General features: G+C 56.7%; 16 protein-coding genes. 3 read left to right on the plus strand and 13 right to left on the minus strand.

Features of this window, described 5'->3' with window-relative positions:
• Positions 1-5: 5 nt before the first annotated feature.
• The 11 genes from atpG to mnmG all read right to left on the minus strand — a co-directional run bounded on the left by atpG (position 6) and on the right by mnmG (position 9,623).
• Positions 6-866 (minus strand): F0F1 ATP synthase subunit gamma, encoded by an 861-nt coding sequence (atpG, locus tag K0H48_RS27730; RefSeq protein ID WP_010207685.1) that lies wholly within the window; start codon positions 864-866, stop codon positions 6-8.
• A gap of 50 nt (positions 867-916) precedes the next feature.
• The gene (atpA, locus tag K0H48_RS27735) at positions 917-2,461 is read right to left on the minus strand and encodes a F0F1 ATP synthase subunit alpha (RefSeq protein WP_219337505.1); all 1,545 of its coding nucleotides are present in this window, start codon (positions 2,459-2,461) and stop codon (positions 917-919) included.
• A gap of 21 nt (positions 2,462-2,482) precedes the next feature.
• Positions 2,483-3,019: a F0F1 ATP synthase subunit delta gene (locus K0H48_RS27740; RefSeq protein WP_017135121.1), complete on the minus strand. Its 537-nt coding sequence runs from the start codon at positions 3,017-3,019 to the stop codon at positions 2,483-2,485.
• A 12-nt stretch (positions 3,020-3,031) separates the two neighbouring features.
• Positions 3,032-3,502, minus strand: coding sequence for a F0F1 ATP synthase subunit B (locus K0H48_RS27745; protein ID WP_083355998.1), 471 nt, complete (start codon positions 3,500-3,502; stop codon positions 3,032-3,034).
• A 56-nt stretch (positions 3,503-3,558) separates the two neighbouring features.
• Positions 3,559-3,816, minus strand: coding sequence for a F0F1 ATP synthase subunit C (gene atpE / locus K0H48_RS27750; RefSeq protein WP_002555987.1), 258 nt, complete (start codon positions 3,814-3,816; stop codon positions 3,559-3,561).
• 133 nt (positions 3,817-3,949) lie between these two features.
• Positions 3,950-4,819: a F0F1 ATP synthase subunit A gene (atpB, locus tag K0H48_RS27755; protein WP_017135123.1), complete on the minus strand. Its 870-nt coding sequence runs from the start codon at positions 4,817-4,819 to the stop codon at positions 3,950-3,952.
• A gap of 16 nt (positions 4,820-4,835) precedes the next feature.
• A complete protein-coding gene (locus K0H48_RS27760; RefSeq protein WP_010565865.1) occupies positions 4,836-5,243 on the minus strand; it encodes a F0F1 ATP synthase subunit I in 408 nt (135 codons plus the stop codon).
• A 148-nt stretch (positions 5,244-5,391) separates the two neighbouring features.
• Positions 5,392-6,264: a ParB/RepB/Spo0J family partition protein gene (locus K0H48_RS27765; RefSeq protein ID WP_056860943.1), complete on the minus strand. Its 873-nt coding sequence runs from the start codon at positions 6,262-6,264 to the stop codon at positions 5,392-5,394.
• 9 nt (positions 6,265-6,273) lie between these two features.
• Positions 6,274-7,071, minus strand: coding sequence for a ParA family protein (locus K0H48_RS27770; protein ID WP_017477894.1), 798 nt, complete (start codon positions 7,069-7,071; stop codon positions 6,274-6,276).
• An 18-nt stretch (positions 7,072-7,089) separates the two neighbouring features.
• Complete coding sequence (gene rsmG, locus K0H48_RS27775; RefSeq protein WP_219337506.1) at positions 7,090-7,734, minus strand: 16S rRNA (guanine(527)-N(7))-methyltransferase RsmG; 645 nt, start codon at positions 7,732-7,734, stop codon at positions 7,090-7,092.
• On the minus strand, positions 7,731-9,623 hold the full coding sequence (gene mnmG, locus K0H48_RS27780) for a tRNA uridine-5-carboxymethylaminomethyl(34) synthesis enzyme MnmG (RefSeq protein ID WP_058420583.1): 1,893 nt from the start codon (positions 9,621-9,623) through the stop codon (positions 7,731-7,733). The genes rsmG and mnmG overlap by 4 nt, the downstream gene beginning before the upstream one ends.
• 555 nt (positions 9,624-10,178) lie before the next feature.
• Here mnmG and K0H48_RS27785 point away from each other — a divergent pair.
• The 3 genes from K0H48_RS27785 to K0H48_RS27795 all read left to right on the plus strand — a co-directional run bounded on the left by K0H48_RS27785 (position 10,179) and on the right by K0H48_RS27795 (position 14,160).
• The gene (locus tag K0H48_RS27785) at positions 10,179-10,685 is read left to right on the plus strand and encodes a sigma-70 family RNA polymerase sigma factor (protein ID WP_219337507.1); all 507 of its coding nucleotides are present in this window, start codon (positions 10,179-10,181) and stop codon (positions 10,683-10,685) included.
• Positions 10,685-11,629 (plus strand): FecR domain-containing protein, encoded by a 945-nt coding sequence (locus K0H48_RS27790; protein ID WP_219337508.1) that lies wholly within the window; start codon positions 10,685-10,687, stop codon positions 11,627-11,629. The genes K0H48_RS27785 and K0H48_RS27790 overlap by 1 nt, the downstream gene beginning before the upstream one ends.
• 92 nt (positions 11,630-11,721) lie before the next feature.
• A complete protein-coding gene (locus K0H48_RS27795) occupies positions 11,722-14,160 on the plus strand; it encodes a TonB-dependent siderophore receptor (protein ID WP_219337509.1) in 2,439 nt (812 codons plus the stop codon).
• 19 nt (positions 14,161-14,179) lie between these two features.
• Here the strand turns inward: K0H48_RS27795 and mnmE are convergent, their stop codons facing one another.
• Both mnmE and yidC read right to left on the minus strand, forming a co-directional pair.
• Complete coding sequence (gene mnmE, locus K0H48_RS27800) at positions 14,180-15,550, minus strand: tRNA uridine-5-carboxymethylaminomethyl(34) synthesis GTPase MnmE (RefSeq protein ID WP_219337510.1); 1,371 nt, start codon at positions 15,548-15,550, stop codon at positions 14,180-14,182.
• Between the two features lie 79 nt (positions 15,551-15,629).
• Positions 15,630-17,312, minus strand: coding sequence for a membrane protein insertase YidC (yidC, locus tag K0H48_RS27805; protein ID WP_138813200.1), 1,683 nt, complete (start codon positions 17,310-17,312; stop codon positions 15,630-15,632).
• Positions 17,313-17,314: the final 2 nt, after the last annotated feature.

The raw sequence follows: 17,314 nt of genomic DNA on the forward strand, positions 1-17,314 counted from the left end.
AACCGTTAAACCGCGGCAGCGCCGCCGACGATTTCCGAGATCTCTTGGGTGATCGCAGCCTGACGCGCCTTGTTGTAGATCAGCTGCAAATCGCTGATCAGATCACCGGCGTTATCGGTAGCGTTTTTCATCGCGATCATCCGCGCCGCTTGTTCAGCTGCGTTGTTCTCGACCACCGCCTGGTACACCTGCGACTCCACGTAGCGCACCATCAAGCCGTCAAGCAGCTCTTTGGCGTCTGGTTCGTAGAGGTAGTCCCAGTGGTGCTTGAGTTCCTGATCCGGAGTCGCCACCAGTGGAATCAATTGCTCCACGGTTGGCTGCTGGGTCATGGTGTTGATGAACTTGTTGGATACCACGGACAGGCGGTCAATCCGGCCTTCCAGGTACGCATCCAGCATCACCTTCACACTGCCGATCAAATCATTGATCGACGGCTCTTCACCCAGGTGGCTGATAGCTGCAACGACGTTACCGCCGAAGTTACGGAAAAAGGCCGCACCCTTGCTACCAACAACACACAGATCGATCTCGACGCCCTTTTCGCGGTTTACCGCCATGTCCTTGACCAGGGCCTTGAACAGGTTGGTATTCAGACCACCGCACAAACCACGGTCACTGCTCACTACCACATAACCCACACGCTTAACTTCGCGGTCGATCATGAACGGGTGGCGGTATTCCGGGTTGGCGTTAGCCAAATGCCCAATTACCTGGCGGATACGCTCCGCATAAGGACGGCTAGCAGCCATGCGCATTTGTGCCTTGCGCATTTTGCTGACCGCCACTTTTTCCATGGCGCTGGTAATCTTTTGCGTGCTTTTGATGCTCGCAATCTTACTGCGAATCTCTTTTGCGCCTGCCATGTAACACCTATCAGGTTAGCAAGCGGGAGCCTTGCGGCCCCCGCTGCGGCTTACCAGGTTTGGGTGGCCTTGAACTTCTCGATACCGGCTTTCATGCCAGCGTCGATTTCGTCATTGAAGTCACCCTTCACGTTGATCTTGGCCAACAAGTCGGCGTGATCGCGGTTGAAGTAAGCAATCAGCGCTTGTTCAAAGCTGCCGACCTTGGTGATTTCGACGTCAGTCAGGAACCCACGCTCAGCGGCATACAGCGACAACGCCATGTCAGCGATCGACATTGGGGCGTATTGCTTCTGCTTCATCAGCTCGGTAACGCGCTGACCATGCTCAAGTTGCTTACGGGTCGCTTCGTCCAGGTCAGAAGCGAACTGGGCGAATGCCGCCAGTTCACGGTACTGAGCCAGAGCGGTACGGATACCACCGGAGAGCTTCTTGATGATCTTGGTCTGAGCGGCACCACCCACACGGGATACCGAAACACCGGCGTTCACAGCAGGACGGATCCCGGAGTTGAACATGGCCGATTCCAGGAAGATCTGACCGTCGGTGATGGAAATCACGTTAGTCGGAACGAACGCGGAAACGTCGCCAGCCTGGGTTTCGATGATCGGCAGTGCGGTCAGGGAACCGGTTTTGCCGGTTACTGCGCCGTTGGTGAACTTCTCTACGTATTCTTCCGAAACGCGGGATGCGCGCTCCAGCAGACGGGAGTGGAGATAGAACACGTCGCCTGGGTAAGCTTCACGGCCTGGTGGACGGCGCAGCAGCAGGGAAATCTGGCGGTAAGCCACTGCTTGCTTGGACAGATCGTCATAAACGATCAGCGCGTCTTCACCGCGGTCGCGGAAGAATTCACCCATGGTGCAACCGGAGTACGGTGCCAGGAACTGCAGCGCAGGAGATTCCGAAGCACTGGCAGCCACGATGATCGTGTTGGCCAGGGCGCCTTTTTCTTCCAGCTTGCGAACCACGTTGGCGATGGTCGATTGCTTCTGACCAATGGCTACGTAGACGCAGAAAATGCCGCTGTCTTTCTGGTTGATGATCGCGTCGATCGCCAGAGCGGTTTTACCGATCTGACGGTCACCGATGATCAGCTCACGCTGGCCACGGCCGACTGGGATCATGGCGTCGACAGCCTTGTAGCCAGTCTGTACAGGCTGGTCTACCGACTTACGCCAGATCACGCCTGGAGCAACTTTCTCGACCGCGTCGGTCTCGGTGTTGCCCAGTGGACCTTTACCGTCAACAGGGTTACCCAGTGCGTCGACTACGCGACCCAGCAGTTCCTTACCAACCGGAACTTCCAGGATGCGGCCTGTGCACTTGGCGCTCATGCCTTCGGCAAGAGACTGGTAAGCGCCCAATACAACGGCACCTACGGAGTCTTGCTCCAGGTTGAGGGCCATACCGTAGACGCCGCCCGGAAACTCGATCATCTCGCCGTACATTACGTCGGCCAGACCGTGAATCCGCACGATGCCGTCAGATACGCTGACGACAGTGCCTTCGTTACGGGCTTGGGAGGTCACATCGAGCTTGTCGATGCGGCCCTTGATAATTTCACTTATTTCGGAAGGATTGAGTTGCTGCATTGCTCTGCTGCCCCTTCAAACTCAAGATTTCAATGCTTCGGCAAGTTTCGCGATTTTGCCGCGAATCGAGCCATCGATAACCAGGTCGCCGGCACGGATAACAACACCACCAATCAGGGATGCGTCCTCCGAAGCTTGCAGGCGCACTTCCCGATTGAGTCGTGCACTGAGAACCTTGGCGAGTTTGTCTTGCTGTTCTTGGTTCAATGCAAAAGCACTGGTCACTTCAACGTCTACCGATTTCTCTTCTTCGGCCTTGTACAGGTCGAACAGAGCGGCGATCTCCGGCAAAAGCGGGAGACGGTCGTTCTCGGCAACGACGTGAATGAAGTTCTGTACCTTCACATCAAACTTGTCGCCGCACACTTCAATAAAAGTGGCGGCCTTGTCTGCGCTCGTCAGTCGCGGGGCCTTGAGCACGCGCTGCATGGTGTCGTCTTGCGACACTGCTGCAGCCAGGCCGAGCATGGCTGACCAAGAGGCCAGCTGCTGGTGGGCCTGGGCGTGCTCGAAGGCTGCCTTAGCGTAAGGTCGGGCCAACGTGGTCAATTCTGCCATGATCGCCCTCGCTTAGATTTCAGCAGCCAGTTTGTTAACCAGCTCCGCGTGCGCGTTTTGATCGATTGTGGCACCCAGGATCTTCTCAGCACCGCCGACGGCCAGAGCACCCAGTTGGGCACGCAGCGCATCTTTGACACCGTTCAATTCCTGCTCGATCTCGGCCTGAGCCTGAACCTTCACACGGTCAGCGTCGATACGGGCTTTTTCAACAGCCTCTTCAACAATCTGATTACCGCGTTTCTTGGCTTGCTCAATGATTTCAGCTGCCTGTGCCTTAGCATCGCGCAGTTGATGGCCCGCTTTCTCTTGGGCCAACTCCAGGTCGCGAGCTGCACGGGTGGCAGCGTCCAGTCCATCCGCGATCTTCTTCTGACGTTCGTGCAAAGCTGCGATGACCGGAGGCCATACGAACTTCATGCAGAAAACGACAAAAATCAAGAACGCTAAGGACTGACCAATAATGGTTGCATTAATGTTCACGCCAATACCTCGCTCGTTCGTTGCACAACACACCAATCACTCGAAAAAACGAGTGATTAACCGGCGAGTTGACCAACGAAGGGGTTCGCGAAGGTGAAGAACAGAGCGATACCAACACCGATCATGGTCACGGCGTCGAGCAGACCGGCAACGATGAACATTTTAACTTGCAGCATTGGAACCATTTCTGGCTGACGCGCTGCGCCTTCCAGGAACTTGCCGCCCAGCAGGCCGAAACCAATGGCAGTACCCAGGGCGCCCAGGCCGATCAACAGTGCAACAGCGATAGCGGTTAGACCAACTACAGTTTCCATCTTTCCTCCCGACTTTTACGTCGTATGGTTTAGGTTTTTTAGATTTTAAAGCGGTAAAACAAATCGTTTCATAGCCCTGGTGGGCCACCTTCCCGTTTCACCGGGAAGGACATCAGACTAGTCGAGACTGGTCTTAATGGTTCTCTTCGTGCGCCATCGACAGGTAGACGATGGTCAGCATCATGAAGATGAAGGCCTGCAGGGTGATGATCAGGATGTGGAACACAGCCCACGCCCACTGCAGAACAATGCCCAGGCCGCTAAGCCAGAGCAGACCACTGCCGAACATCACAGCGATCAGAATGAACACCAGCTCGCCGGCATACATGTTGCCGAACAGTCGCAGAGCCAGGGAGATCGGCTTGGCGATCAGGGTGACGAATTCCAGCAGGAAGTTCACCGGGATCAGCAGCGCTTGAACGAAAATGTTCTTGCTGCCGAACGGGTGCAGGGTCAGTTCACCGATGAAGCCGCCGATGCCCTTGATCTTGATGCTGTAGAAAATGATCAACGCGAATACCGACAGGGCCATGCCCAGGGTAGCGTTAGGGTCAGTGGTCGATACGGCACGGAATGGAATGTGCGGGTCGCCGCTGATCGCCATGGCGAGCTGAGGAATCCAGTCGACCGGGATCAGGTCGACGGCGTTCATCAGGAACACCCAGACGAAGATGGTCAGTGCCAGCGGTGCGATCACCGGGCTACGGCCATGGAAGCTGTCTTTCACGCTGCCATCGACGAATTCGACCAATACTTCAACGAAGTTCTGCAAAGCACCTGGCTGACCGGAAGTCGCCTTTTTTGCCGCCATGCGGAAAATCAGGACGAAGATCAGACCCAGTGCGACCGACCAGCCCAGAGTATCCAGGTGGAAAGCCCAGAAACCCATTTCTTTGGCTTCTGCTGCGGTGTGGGCGAAGCCCCAGCCGCCGTTGGGAAGCTGACCGAAGGTCAGGTTCTGCAAGTGGTGCTGGATATAGCCCGAAGCGGTTGTTTCTGCCATGGTTGCCTCAAACGCCCTAAGGTTTCGAAAGTCTTGTTTTCATTAGCAGGGGAGCGAACCAGCTGACCAGTTGGGTCAACACGAAGACGCCGAATACAGCCAGCGGCGCCAATGGCTTCACACCTGCAAAGGTCAGTGCAAACAGCACTGCCGTCAAAATCAGTTTCCCCGCCTCGCCGGCATAAAATGACCGGACGATAGCCTGGGCTGCTCGGGCGCCGGAAAACCGAAAGGCCCTGTGAGCAAAATACATATTGGGCAGCAAGGCTATCAGGCCTCCGCAGAGTCCTGAATATCCGGCTACGACTCCATGCCAGTACCAAAGCGCCAACGCGGCGATTAATAAAATGACAAATTGAGCCAATAAAACCGGGAAAACAGCCAAGCGATGGAACGGCAACGTGTTTGGCGTGCGGGTTTCCATCACTCTTGCTCCTCAATGGTCGGCTGCCGAGAATCAATAACTTGGCATAATTTGTGCCGACAAAATGCGCGCAGAGTATAGGGGCGGTTCAGCCCCTATTCAACTGTCGGGTAGTGTTTTCCGATCGCGCGCTACATAAGCAAATGTTTCAGCGGATGTGGGCAAGGACGCCCTGAAGCTCGTCAAGCGAGTTATATCCGATGACCAATTGCCCTTTGCCCTTCTTGCCGTGACGAATTTGTACCGCAGAGCCCAGCCGCTCGGCCAGGCGCTGCTCGAGGCGTGCGATATCCGGATCAGGTTTGGCGGTTTCGACCGGTGCAGGTTTGCCGCTCAGCCACTGGCGAACCAGCGCCTCCGTCTGACGCACCGTAAGCCCCCGTGCGACAACGTGTCGCGCCCCTTCAACCTGTTGATTTTCCGGCAAACCGAGCAAAGCACGGGCGTGGCCCATTTCCAGGTCACCGTGGGACAACATGGTCTTGATGACTTCCGGCAACGCGATCAGACGCAGCAAGTTGGACACGGTGACGCGGGATTTACCCACCGCGTCGGCCACTTGTTGCTGGGTCAGCTGGAATTCCTGCTGCAAACGCTGCAACGCAATCGCTTCTTCGATCGGGTTGAGGTCTTCACGCTGGATGTTTTCGATCAACGCCATGGCGATGGCGGTTTCATCCGGTACATCGCGCACCATTGCCGGGATGGTTTCCTTGCCGGCCTGCTGGCTCGCGCGCCAGCGGCGTTCGCCGGCGATGATTTCAAAACGACCGCCGCCGATCGGGCGCACCACAATCGGCTGCATCACGCCCTGGGCCTTGATCGAGTTTGCCAGTTCTTCCAGCGCCTGAGGGTCCATATCGCGGCGTGGCTGGTATTTGCCACGCTGGATCAGGTCCAACGGCAGGTGTTGCAGCTCGCGCTCGTCGGCCTGCACCGCTTGTTCTTCAAGCGAAGTGACAGTCGGACCACTCAGCAGTGCATCCAGTCCACGTCCGAGACCTCGTTTCTTGACGGCCATGGGGATTCCTTAAGTTGGCTGGGCTGCAGCGGTGCGTGAGTTGCGGCGTTGACGGCGAACCATCTCGCCGGCCAGTGCCAGGTAGGCAATGGCACCACGCGATGATTTGTCGTACGCCAGCGCGGGCATGCCGTAGCTTGGCGCTTCGGCCAGGCGGATGTTGCGTGGGATCACCGTATCGTAGAGCTGATCACCGAAGTGTTCCTTGAGCTGCGCCGACACATCGTTCATCAGGCTAAGGCGCGGGTCATACATGGTCCGCAGCAGGCCTTCGATTTGCAGGTTCGGGTTGAGCAACTCGGCAATACGCTTGATGTTATCCACAAGGTCACTCAGACCTTCCAGCGCGAAGTACTCGCACTGCATGGGGATAATCACCCCATCGGCGGCCACCAACGCGTTGAGCGTCAGCATCGACAGCGACGGTGGGCAGTCGATCAAAATGTAATCGTAGTTCTCGCGGATCGGCGCCAAGGCGCTGCGCAGACGGCTTTCTTTCATCTGCATTTCGAGCAGCACCACTTCCGCCGCGGTCAAATCGCGGTTCGCCGGCAGCAGTTGGTAACCACCGTGCTCGGAGTAGTGCATGGCCTGGGCCAGGTCACACTCGCCAATCAGCAAGTCGTAGACTGAATTTTCCAGGCCGTGTTTATCCACACCGCTACCCATGGTGGCGTTGCCCTGTGGATCAAGATCAATCAACAGCACCCGACGCTTGGTGGCGACCAGGGATGCTGCGAGGTTGATGCAGGTGGTGGTTTTGCCCACGCCACCTTTCTGGTTCGCTATCGCGAATACCTTAGCCATTCTTGCTTGTGTTCCCAATCATGCCGTGCGGCGCAGTATCAGCAGATGGCGTTGGCCTTGGCAACCGGGTACGGCCAAGGCGTGTTCGCTATCGAGGTGGAAGTCTGTCGGCAATGCTAACAGCTCGTCGCTTGGATGAACGCCCTTCATTGCCAGCCAGCGGGTATCGCGGTCGCCCAAGTGGCGCGTCCAGCTGCTGAAGTTCTCCATACTGCTGAAGGCCCGGGAAACAATTCCGTTGAAGGGCAGTTCAGGTGTGAACTCTTCTACGCGACTGTGGATAACTTGCAGGTTGTCCAGTTTGAGCTCGAGTTTGACCTGGGTCAGGAAGCGGGTTTTCTTGCCGTTGCTGTCCAGGCACGTCACTTGCGACTCGGGAAACAGGATTGCCAGCGGAATGCCAGGCATTCCACCGCCACTGCCCACGTCAAGCCAACGGCCATTTTCGATAAACGGCATCACGCTCAAGCTATCGAGCAAATGCCGCGAAACCATTTCGTCAGGGTTACGCACCGCAGTCAGGTTGTAAGCCTTGTTCCACTTGATCAACAGGGCCAGATAGCCCAGCAGCAATTCGTGCTGGGCTGCGGTCAGGTCCACGCCCAGCTGGCGTGCACCTGTGGATAACTCTTCGGCGTGTTGCGAGGTGACCAACGAACTCAAGCGCTTTGCTCCAACTGACGGCCCGCGCCGCGTTTTTTCAAATGAATCATCAACAGCGAAATGGCTGCTGGTGTGACGCCGGGAATACGCGAAGCCTGGCCCAGCGTCTCCGGCCGAGTTATCCCCAGCTTGCTTTGGATTTCTTTCGACAACCCGGAAATCCCGGTGTAATCGATATCCACAGGCAGCTTGGTGTTTTCACTGGCGCGCAGGCGAGCGATCTCGTCCTGTTGGCGGTCAATGTAACCGGCATATTTGGTCTTGATCTCGACCTGCTCGGCAACCTGTGGGTCTTCTGCGCCCTGCCCTGTCACTTCGACCAGACCAGCGTAGTCGATTTCCGGACGCGACAGCAGGTTCAGCAGGTTGTATTCGTGGGTCAGCGGCGTGCCGAATTTTTCCGCAATCGCGTCGCCCTGCTCGGTGCCGGGGCGAACCCAGGTACTTTTCAGGCGTTGTTCTTCGAGCGTGATGCTTTCGCGTTTTTTGCAGAAGGCTGCCCAACGCGCGTCATCGACCAGGCCCAGTTCGCGACCTTTTTCGGTCAGGCGCAGGTCGGCGTTGTCTTCGCGCAGGATCAAACGGTATTCCGCCCGGGAAGTGAACATCCGGTACGGTTCCTGGGTGCCCAGGGTAATCAGGTCATCGACCAATACGCCGATGTACGCTTCATCGCGACGCGGGCACCAGCTGTCTTTGCCCTGCGCGCGCAATGCAGCGTTGGTCCCGGCCAGCAAACCTTGGGCGCCGGCTTCTTCGTAACCGGTGGTGCCATTGATTTGGCCGGCGAAAAACAGACCGGCGATGACTTTGGTTTCGAGGCTGTACTTCAGGTCACGCGGGTCGAAGTAGTCGTACTCGATGGCGTAGCCCGGACGCACGATGTGCGCGTTTTCCATACCGCGAATCGACTGCACGATCTGAATTTGCACGTCGAACGGCAAGGATGTGGAAATCCCGTTCGGGTACAACTCATGGGTGGTCAAGCCTTCCGGCTCGATGAAGACCTGGTGGCTTTCCTTGTCGGCAAAGCGATGGATCTTGTCTTCGATCGACGGGCAATAACGCGGGCCGATACCTTCGATCACCCCTGAATACATCGGCGAACGGTCGAGGTTCGCGGCAATGATTTCGTGGGTGCGGGCGTTGGTGTGGGTAATCCAGCAGCTCACCTGTTTCGGGTGCTGTTCTTTGTTGCCCATGAACGACATGACCGGGATCGGTGTGTCACCGGCTTGTTCGGTCATCACCGAGAAATCCACAGAACGCCCGTCGATACGTGGCGGGGTTCCGGTTTTGAGGCGACCGACACGCAGCGGCAATTCACGCAGGCGTTTTGCCAGGGCAATCGACGGCGGATCACCGGCGCGACCGCCGGAATAGTTCTGCATACCGATGTGGATAAGTCCGCCCAGGAATGTACCGGTGGTCAACACCACGGATTCTGCGAAGAAACGCAGGCCCATCTGGGTGACAACGCCCTTCACCACGTCCTGTTCGACGATCAGGTCATCGGCAGCTTGTTGAAATATCCACAGGTTCGGCTGGTTTTCCAGGGTTTCACGCACCGCAGCCTTGTACAGGATGCGGTCGGCCTGTGCCCGAGTAGCGCGTACGGCCGGGCCTTTGCGGCTGTTGAGCACGCGAAATTGAATACCACCTTTGTCAGTAGCCATGGCCATGACACCGCCAAGGGCATCAATTTCTTTAACCAGATGGCTTTTGCCGATCCCGCCAATGGCGGGGTTGCAACTCATGGCGCCGAGGGTTTCCACGTTATGCGTCAGCAACAGGGTTTTAACCCCCATGCGTGCTGACGCCAGTGCTGCCTCGGTACCGGCATGACCGCCGCCGATGACGATCACTTCAAAACGGGAAGGGAAATCCACCACGCACCTCGTGCCTGCTTATGTAGGTAATCAGGAATTGTTTGTTGAAAGAGTTTTAGAGCTTTGGCGGCAAGTATAGGGACTTAGCCCTTCCTAAAGAACCCTTTGCACAAAATTTAACCAGCTGTGGATGAATCACAGACAATAGAAATTAAAAAAGAAGAAATTTATAAGATCTTTGTTTTTATGTTTATTTCTACTGAGCCTGTTTTCTGTGGATAGATCTCTACAGGCCTTAATTTACTTTATGTACAGAGATTCAAAAGTCTGTGGTCATGTGCCAATGAGGCCCTTGGATAAGTGCTTTAAGCCTGTGGATTAAAGAGGTGGTTATCCACAGAGGGGTTTTTACTCAGGTTTCAGGCCCTGTTATCAACTGGGCACAGGTGCGGTTATTCACAGGGCTTAATCCACAGAATTCCCTCCTTGAGGGCATGGCAAGGCCACCAAAGCTTTCGATTCGGTGTATGGATCTAAAAAAAAGCAGAGCTATTGTGAGAATTCGGCGGCGCAGTTAATAATAGCGATTATCATTAACCTGTCCTGTCGCGCCCTATGCCCTTTCCTTCACACACGGCTGCCGTCCAGCACATCTATGAGCAGCACCATTCATGGCTGCACGGGTGGCTTAAAGGCAAGTTGCACAACGCTTGCGATGCAGCCGATGTGGCACATGACACCTTCGTGCGTATCCTGGGCGGTCGCCATGCAGGGCAAATCCTTGAACCGCGTGATTACTTGGCCACAATCGCCAGGGGTTTGGTGATTGACCGCTATCGTCGATCCGCCATTGAACAGGCTTATAAACAGTCGTTGGCCGAGCGTTCTGAAGCCACTGCCATCAGTGAAGAAGACAAGGCAATCATCATCGAAACCCTGGTGGCTGTGGATAAAGCCCTGTCGGATTTGGGGCGGCGCACACGCCATATTTTCATGCTGTCGCAGATTGAAGGTCTGACTTATCAACAGATCGCCCAGCAGTTGCAGGTATCGCTGACGACGGTCAAGAAACACATGATCCGTGCGCTCACCGAATGCTCATTGATCATGGCGACCCTGTAATGCCCGCGCCGGATCGCAAGGTTTTCGAGGCGGCTGCCAGCTGGTATGTGCAGTTTCAAGCGCAGGTGCCAACGGCGGCCGAACGGCATGCCTGGCAGCAATGGCTCAACGGCGACCCCTCTCACCAAGTGGCATGGAACCAGTTGGAGCAATTACAGCGTAGCCTCGGCGCCCTGCCCCAGGATTTCACGCGTCGCGCTTTATCGGCTACGCAACAACGGCGCCAGGTGCTCAAGTGGATGTTGGTATTGGGCGCCACCGGCTATCTGGGCTTCAATGTCCAACAACACACGGCCGTGGGCAATTTCTGGGCGGATTATCGAACACGCGTCGGTGAACGCCGGCGCATCGAGTTGGCTGACGGTACTCAGATTGATCTGAACACCAGCACCGCAATTGATGTGGTGTTTGATCAACGCCAGCGTCTGATCCGCCTGCGCGACGGTGAGGTACTTATCCACACCGGCAAACTGGGTGGGCAAACGCCTTTTTACGTCGAAACTCACGAAGGCCGCGTCCAGGCACTGGGGACTCGGTTTACCGTGCGTCAACTAACGGGCTCAACTCGGGTGGGAGTGTTGGAAGACCAAGTGAGCCTTTCGCCTGCCGACATGCCGGATCACAAGCGATTGCTCAATGCCGGCGAAAGTGCTGACTTCGACCGGGAAAATGTGCAGCCCAGTCATCTCTATCGCCGCACGCAAGCGGCGTGGGTCGAGGGTCAGGTCATCGTTCTCGACGCTCGCCTTGGGGATCTGCTTGCCGACCTTGCGCGCTACCGCCCCGGCGTTCTGCGATGCGATTCGGCTTCGGCACGCTTGCGAGTCTCCGGGACGTTCCGCCTGGACTCCACCGACGCGGTACTCGCTAACCTGCAAGCCACGCTGCCGATACAGGTGAAATATTTCAGCCGCTATTGGGTCGCGGTCACGCATCTGGGCTGAAAGCAAAAAATAACCCACAGGGGGGTTATCTTTTTTTTACCTGGCCCGGCCCTACAGGTAATCACGACGCTACCTACAGGGCTTCACCACCTATGCGCCTTCCTACCAAACTACGCCAACGCCTTTCTCACCATGGCATGACCTACAGTTTATTACTGTGCTCGGCCGCCACCGCAGGTTTATTGCTGCCAGCCGGTGCCATGGCCGCCAGCACGGCGCAGTACTTCACCATCGCTGCCGGCCCGCTGGACGCAGCCCTCAGCCAGTTTGCTGCCAGGGCCAATGTGATCCTGTCGTTTTCCCCTGAGCAAACCGCAGGTTTAAACACGCCAGGGTTGGAAGGTGATTATTCGGTTGATCAGGGCTTTGCACTGCTGCTGCAAAACTCGGGGCTGCAGGCTACGGTGCAGGCGCCCGGCAGCTATGTGTTGCAAGCCGCGCCCGCCGGGCAACTGACGTTGGCACCCACGACCATCAGCACGTATCAACAACTGGGTTTCAACCAGGATAGTGCCGGTGACGTGGGCTACAAGGCACAAAACAGCCGTATCGGCACCAAGACCAGTACGCCGCTGTCGGAAACGCCCCGGTCGGTATCGGTGGTCACCGGCCAGCGCATCAAGGACCAGAAGTCGCAGACGCTGACTGAAGTCTTGGGTTATGTACCGGGGATCTTCGCCCCACCCTTTGCCGCCGGCGATGGCTTGGCCGGTGATCTGTTCTTCATTCGCGGCTTTAACGCCACGGATTATGGCTACGGCCTGTTGCGCGACGGCCTACGAGTGCAAGGTAACCGGTATGACACCACCAGCGAGCCCTATGGCCTGGAGCGCGTGGAAATTTTCCGCGGTCCTTCATCCCTGCTCTACGGCGAAAACGCACCGGGTGGCTTGGTGAACCTGGTCAGCAAACACCCGACTGCCACGCCGCAAGGCGAGGTGCAATTGGGCTATGGCTCCAACAATCGGCGCCAATTGGGTGTTGATATCTCCGGGCCGCTCAATGACAACGCCAATGTGCTTGGCCGCGTGGTCATGCTGGGCCGCAAGTCCGACACCCAGACCGACCATGTACCCGATGATCGCCTGTATATCGCACCATCCCTGACCCTGAACTTCGACGACTACAACACCCTGACGCTGCTGGCCAACTACCAGAAGGACCACACCAACCTGGAACTCGGCCTACCGGCCGCCGGCACGTTGCTCAGTAACCCCAACGGCAAGCTGTCCAAACACACCATGCTTGGCGATCCGGATTGGAACACCTTTGAACGCGAAGCCTGGAGCACCGGTTACGAGTTCAGCCACAGCTTCAATGACGACTGGCAGTTCCGTCAGAACTCGCGCTACATGCAGTCGCGCATCAACCGCCATGAAACCTGGCCGAGTGCCTTGAATAATCGCGGCTTTGGCACCCAGCTGAACATGACCGCCTACGACCGTTACAACAAGTCGATGGTGTATTCCCTGGATAACCAACTCGAAGGTAAATTCCAACTGGGTGACCTGCAAAACACTGTGTTGTTCGGCGCCAGCTATGACCGCACCTCGTTCAATCAGGACTGGGACGCAGGGTTTGCCGGCACTATCAATGTGTATAACCCGGTGTATCTGCGCGACCCACTCACGCCGATCGCGGTACAGAACACCTTGCTTGAGCAGCAGATGAAAGGGGTTTATGCACAGGTGCAGAGCAAGTACGACCACTGGCTGTTCCTGCTGGGTGGTCGCCAGGACTGGGTCAACAGTGATTTTCGCGACAAGGTAAACAAGGCCAGCAACACCGGCTCTGAGGACAAGAAATTCACCTATCAAGGCGGGGTGATGTACCAGTTCGACAACGGGCTGACCCCGTATGTCAGCTACTCCACCGCCTTCGTCCCGGTGCAGCAGATTTCCAACGCCGGTTCGCCGTTAAAGCCGATTACCAGCCGCCAATACGAAGTGGGGGTTAAATACGAGCCGATCGGCTGGGACACCGCGATGACATTGTCGGTGTATGACCTGCGCAAGCAAGACGACACCTACCTGGACGCCACCACCAACAGCTATCGCCAAGTCGGTGAAAGTCGCGCCAAAGGTGCAGAAGTCGAGATCAACAGCAATCTCACGACTAACCTGAATATCACCGCCGCCTACACCTATACCGACGCAAGGATTACCAAGGATTCTGCGACGTCACTGGTTGAAGGGCATCAAATGACAGGGGTTCCACGTAACCAGGCGTCGGTATGGAGCAAGTACCGCTTCCTCGATGGCCAGCTCAAGGGTTTGTCCCTGGGCGGTGGTGTGCGTTACTTCGACAGTACCTTTTCCTACACCGCCCCTACGCTATACGGCAAGTTGGATGCGGGAAGCGTGACGTTGGTGGATGCGGCCGTGGGTTATCAGATCAACCCACACTGGTCAGTGGATCTGAACGCCAAGAACCTGTTCGACAAGGAATATGTATCCGGTTGCAACGATGCCGGGCGTTGCTACTGGGGTGACAGCCGTACCTTGCTCGGCACGGTGTCCTACAACTGGTAAGGCGCTGTGGATAACTTGGCTACTTACCAATACAGAAGCTGGAAAAGATCCGTCCCAACAAATCATCGGAGCTGAACGCACCGGTGATTTCCCCAAGCAGCTGCTGTGCCTGGCGCAAATCTTCAGCCAGCAGCTCGCCAGCCCCCGCCAAGGTCAGTTGAGCCCGACCGTGTTCCAATGCCGCACTGGCATGGCGCAGCGCCTCCAGGTGCCTGCGGCGTGCGCTGAAGCTGCTTTCGGAGGTCTGCTCATAGCCCATGCAGGCCTTGAGGTGGTCGCGCAGCAATTCCAGCCCATCGCCAGCCGACTTTGCGCTCAGGCTGATGGTGACGTGGCCATCGTCGCTGGTCTGCATGGCAATGGCTTCGCCGGTCAAGTCGGCCTTGTTACGGATCAAGGTAACTTTGGCCGGGTCTGGCCGCTGCTCGAGAAATTCCGGCCACAGGGCAAAAGGATCCATAGCCTCTGGCGCAGTGGCATCCACCACCAGCAATACACGGTCCGCTTCACTGATCGCCTTGAGCGCCCGTTCCACACCGATCTTTTCCACCTGGTCGTCGGTATCGCGCAAGCCGGCGGTGTCAACCACGTGCAGCGGCATACCATCGATGTGGATATGTTCGCGCAAGATGTCCCGGGTGGTGCCGGCAATCTCGGTGACGATCGCAGCTTCTCGGCCAGCTAACGCATTGAGCAGGCTGGACTTGCCAGCATTGGGTCGCCCGGCGATCACCACTGTCATGCCGTCACGCAACAAAGCACCCTGCCCGGCCTCGCGTAGGACGGTGGATAACTCATCACGGACTTTATCCAGCATCGCCAGGACGTGGCCATCAGCGAGGAAGTCGATTTCTTCCTCTGGGAAGTCAATCGCAGCCTCAACGTAGATACGCAGACTGATCAACTGCTCGGTCAAGTTATGCACACGCAGGGAAAAAGCCCCCTGCAGCGAGCGCAGCGCATTGCGCGCCGCCTGTGCAGAACTGGCTTCGATCAAATCGGCAATCGCCTCGGCTTGGGCCAGGTCGAGTTTGTCGTTGAGGAACGCCCGCTCGCTGAATTCGCCTGGTCGCGCCAGACGGCAGCCCAATTGCAGGCAACGCTGCAGCAACATATCCAGTACCACCGGGCCGCCATGGCCCTGCAGTTCCAGGACGTCTTCACCGGTGAACGAGTTAGGCCCGGGAAAATACAGCGCCAACCCCTCATCCAATACCGTTTCATCAGCATCCAGGAATGGCCCGTAATGGGCATATCGGGGTTTCAACTCACGGCCGCTGATGGCCTGGGCTGCCATGCTGGCCAGCGGCCCGGAAATTCTAACGATACCGACACCGCCGCGACCTTGAGCGGTAGCGACAGCAGCGATGGTTTCACGAGGAGCGCTCATCAGCAGGTTCCAGAACAAAAGTGACAGAAAGCAAAACGCCCCACTAGGGGGCGTCTTGAGTGGTTATCCACAGAGTAAATTACGCCGCAGCTTTTTTGGTAGCCGCTTCGATTTTACGTGTGATGTACCACTGTTGAGAGATCGACAACACGTTGTTGACCACCCAGTACAGCACCAGACCAGCTGGGAACCACAGGAAGAAGAAGGTGAAGATGATTGGCATCATTTTCATCACCTTGGCCTGCATCGGATCCGGCGGAGTCGGGTTCAGGCGCTGCTGGATAAACATGGTCGCGCCCATGATGATCGGCAGAATAAAGAACGGGTCTTTAATCGACAGGTCAGTTATCCACAGAATGAACGGTGCCTGGCGCATTTCGACGCTTTCCAGGAGCACCCAGTACAGCGACAGGAATACCGGCATCTGCACCAGAATCGGCAAGCAACCACCCAGCGGGTTGATCTTCTCTTTCTTGTACAGCTCCATCATGGCCTGCGACATTTTCTGCCGGTCGTCACCATGTTGCTCTTTCAGAGCCGCCAGTTTTGGCGCAACGGCACGCATACGCGCCATCGACTTGTAGCTGGCTGCCGACAACGGGAAGAAGATCCCTTTGATCAGCATGGTCAGGAAGATGATCGAGAAGCCCCAGTTACCCACAATGCTGTGGATATGTTGCAGCAGCCAGAAAATAGGCTGGGCAATGAACCACAGAATGCCGTAATCCACAGTCAGTTCCAGACCTGGGGACAACTCTTTGAGCACAGCCTGGCTTTTCGGGCCGGCGTACAGGGTAGTGCTGGTTTCAGCCTTGGCACCTGGAGCGACGGTCAACGCCGGGCCAGTAAAACCAATGATGTAGTTGCCTTGGCTGTCTTTGCGGGTTTGAACCAGGTTGGCGTCACCCTTGTTCGGGATCCATGCGGTCACGAAGTAGTGTTGCAACCAGGCAACCCAGCCGCCTTGGACGGTTTCTTTCAGCGTGCCCTTGTCGATATCTTTCATCGACACTTTTTTGTACGGCTCGCTACTTGTCCACAGGGCGGCGCCCAGGTAAGTCGCGGTGCCGGTGGCGGTGCTGGAAGAAGGGTCGGCGCTGTTGTCACGCTTGAGCTGGGCAAACAGGTTGCCGGTCCATGGTTTGGCGCTTTCGTTGTCGATCAGGTAAGTGACCTTCAAGTCGTACAGACCACGGGTGAAGCTGAAACGCTTGATGTAGTTGACGCCGTCGAGGCTGAATTTCAGGTCGACATTCAGCTGGTTCTGGCCATCGGCCAGTTGATAAGTCTTCTGTTCGGTCGAATAAACCGGACGACCGGTAGCACGAGCATCCGGACCGTCAGTGCCGGTCAGGCCGCTTTGCGCCAGATAAGTACGTTCACCACCGTTATCGAACAGTTGGAACGGAACATCCGGATGGTCTTGGCGACGTGGATACAGCGGCAGTTTCAACTGCGCGATATCACCACCTTGTGGGTCGATAGCCAGGTCGAGCACATCCGTTTTCACGTGGATGAGGTCTTTATTGGTGACCACTGGCGTTTCTAGAGGGGCGCTTGTCTCGCCATTCGCGCTGGGAACATCGGCACTCGCGGACGCATTGTTACCCAACGGGGTGTCCGGAATAGCCGGCGCAGCCTGGTTGGTAGCAACATTCTGAGTCGGCAGGGCAGCCTGGCCGTAGTCTTGGTTCCACTTAAGAACCATGACGTAGGACACGATTGCCAGGGCGACGATCAGGATCGTGCGTTTAATATCCATGA

This window comes from Pseudomonas sp. Xaverov 259 (genome assembly GCF_019352915.1).
Taxonomy (GTDB): Bacteria; Pseudomonadota; Gammaproteobacteria; order Pseudomonadales; family Pseudomonadaceae; genus Aquipseudomonas.

Bases quoted from the DNA above. Each gene is read 5' to 3' on its own strand.
- atpG (WP_010207685.1), bottom strand. From the start codon at position 866: ATGGCAGGCGCAAAAGAGATTCGCAGTAAGATTGCGAGCATCAAAAGC.
- atpA (WP_219337505.1), bottom strand. From the start codon at position 2,461: ATGCAGCAACTCAATCCTTCCGAAATAAGTGAAATTATCAAGGGCCGC.
- K0H48_RS27740 (WP_017135121.1), bottom strand. From the start codon at position 3,019: ATGGCAGAATTGACCACGTTGGCCCGACCTTACGCTAAGGCAGCCTTC.
- atpE (WP_002555987.1), bottom strand. From the start codon at position 3,816: ATGGAAACTGTAGTTGGTCTAACCGCTATCGCTGTTGCACTGTTGATC.
- atpB (WP_017135123.1), bottom strand. From the start codon at position 4,819: ATGGCAGAAACAACCGCTTCGGGCTATATCCAGCACCACTTGCAGAAC.
- K0H48_RS27760 (WP_010565865.1), bottom strand. From the start codon at position 5,243: ATGGAAACCCGCACGCCAAACACGTTGCCGTTCCATCGCTTGGCTGTT.
- K0H48_RS27765 (WP_056860943.1), bottom strand. From the start codon at position 6,264: ATGGCCGTCAAGAAACGAGGTCTCGGACGTGGACTGGATGCACTGCTG.
- K0H48_RS27770 (WP_017477894.1), bottom strand. From the start codon at position 7,071: ATGGCTAAGGTATTCGCGATAGCGAACCAGAAAGGTGGCGTGGGCAAA.
- K0H48_RS27785 (WP_219337507.1), top strand. From the start codon at position 10,179: ATGCCCTTTCCTTCACACACGGCTGCCGTCCAGCACATCTATGAGCAG.
- K0H48_RS27790 (WP_219337508.1), top strand. From the start codon at position 10,685: ATGCCCGCGCCGGATCGCAAGGTTTTCGAGGCGGCTGCCAGCTGGTAT.
- K0H48_RS27795 (WP_219337509.1), top strand. From the start codon at position 11,722: ATGCGCCTTCCTACCAAACTACGCCAACGCCTTTCTCACCATGGCATG.
- mnmE (WP_219337510.1), bottom strand. From the start codon at position 15,550: ATGAGCGCTCCTCGTGAAACCATCGCTGCTGTCGCTACCGCTCAAGGT.
- yidC (WP_138813200.1), bottom strand. From the start codon at position 17,312: ATGGATATTAAACGCACGATCCTGATCGTCGCCCTGGCAATCGTGTCC.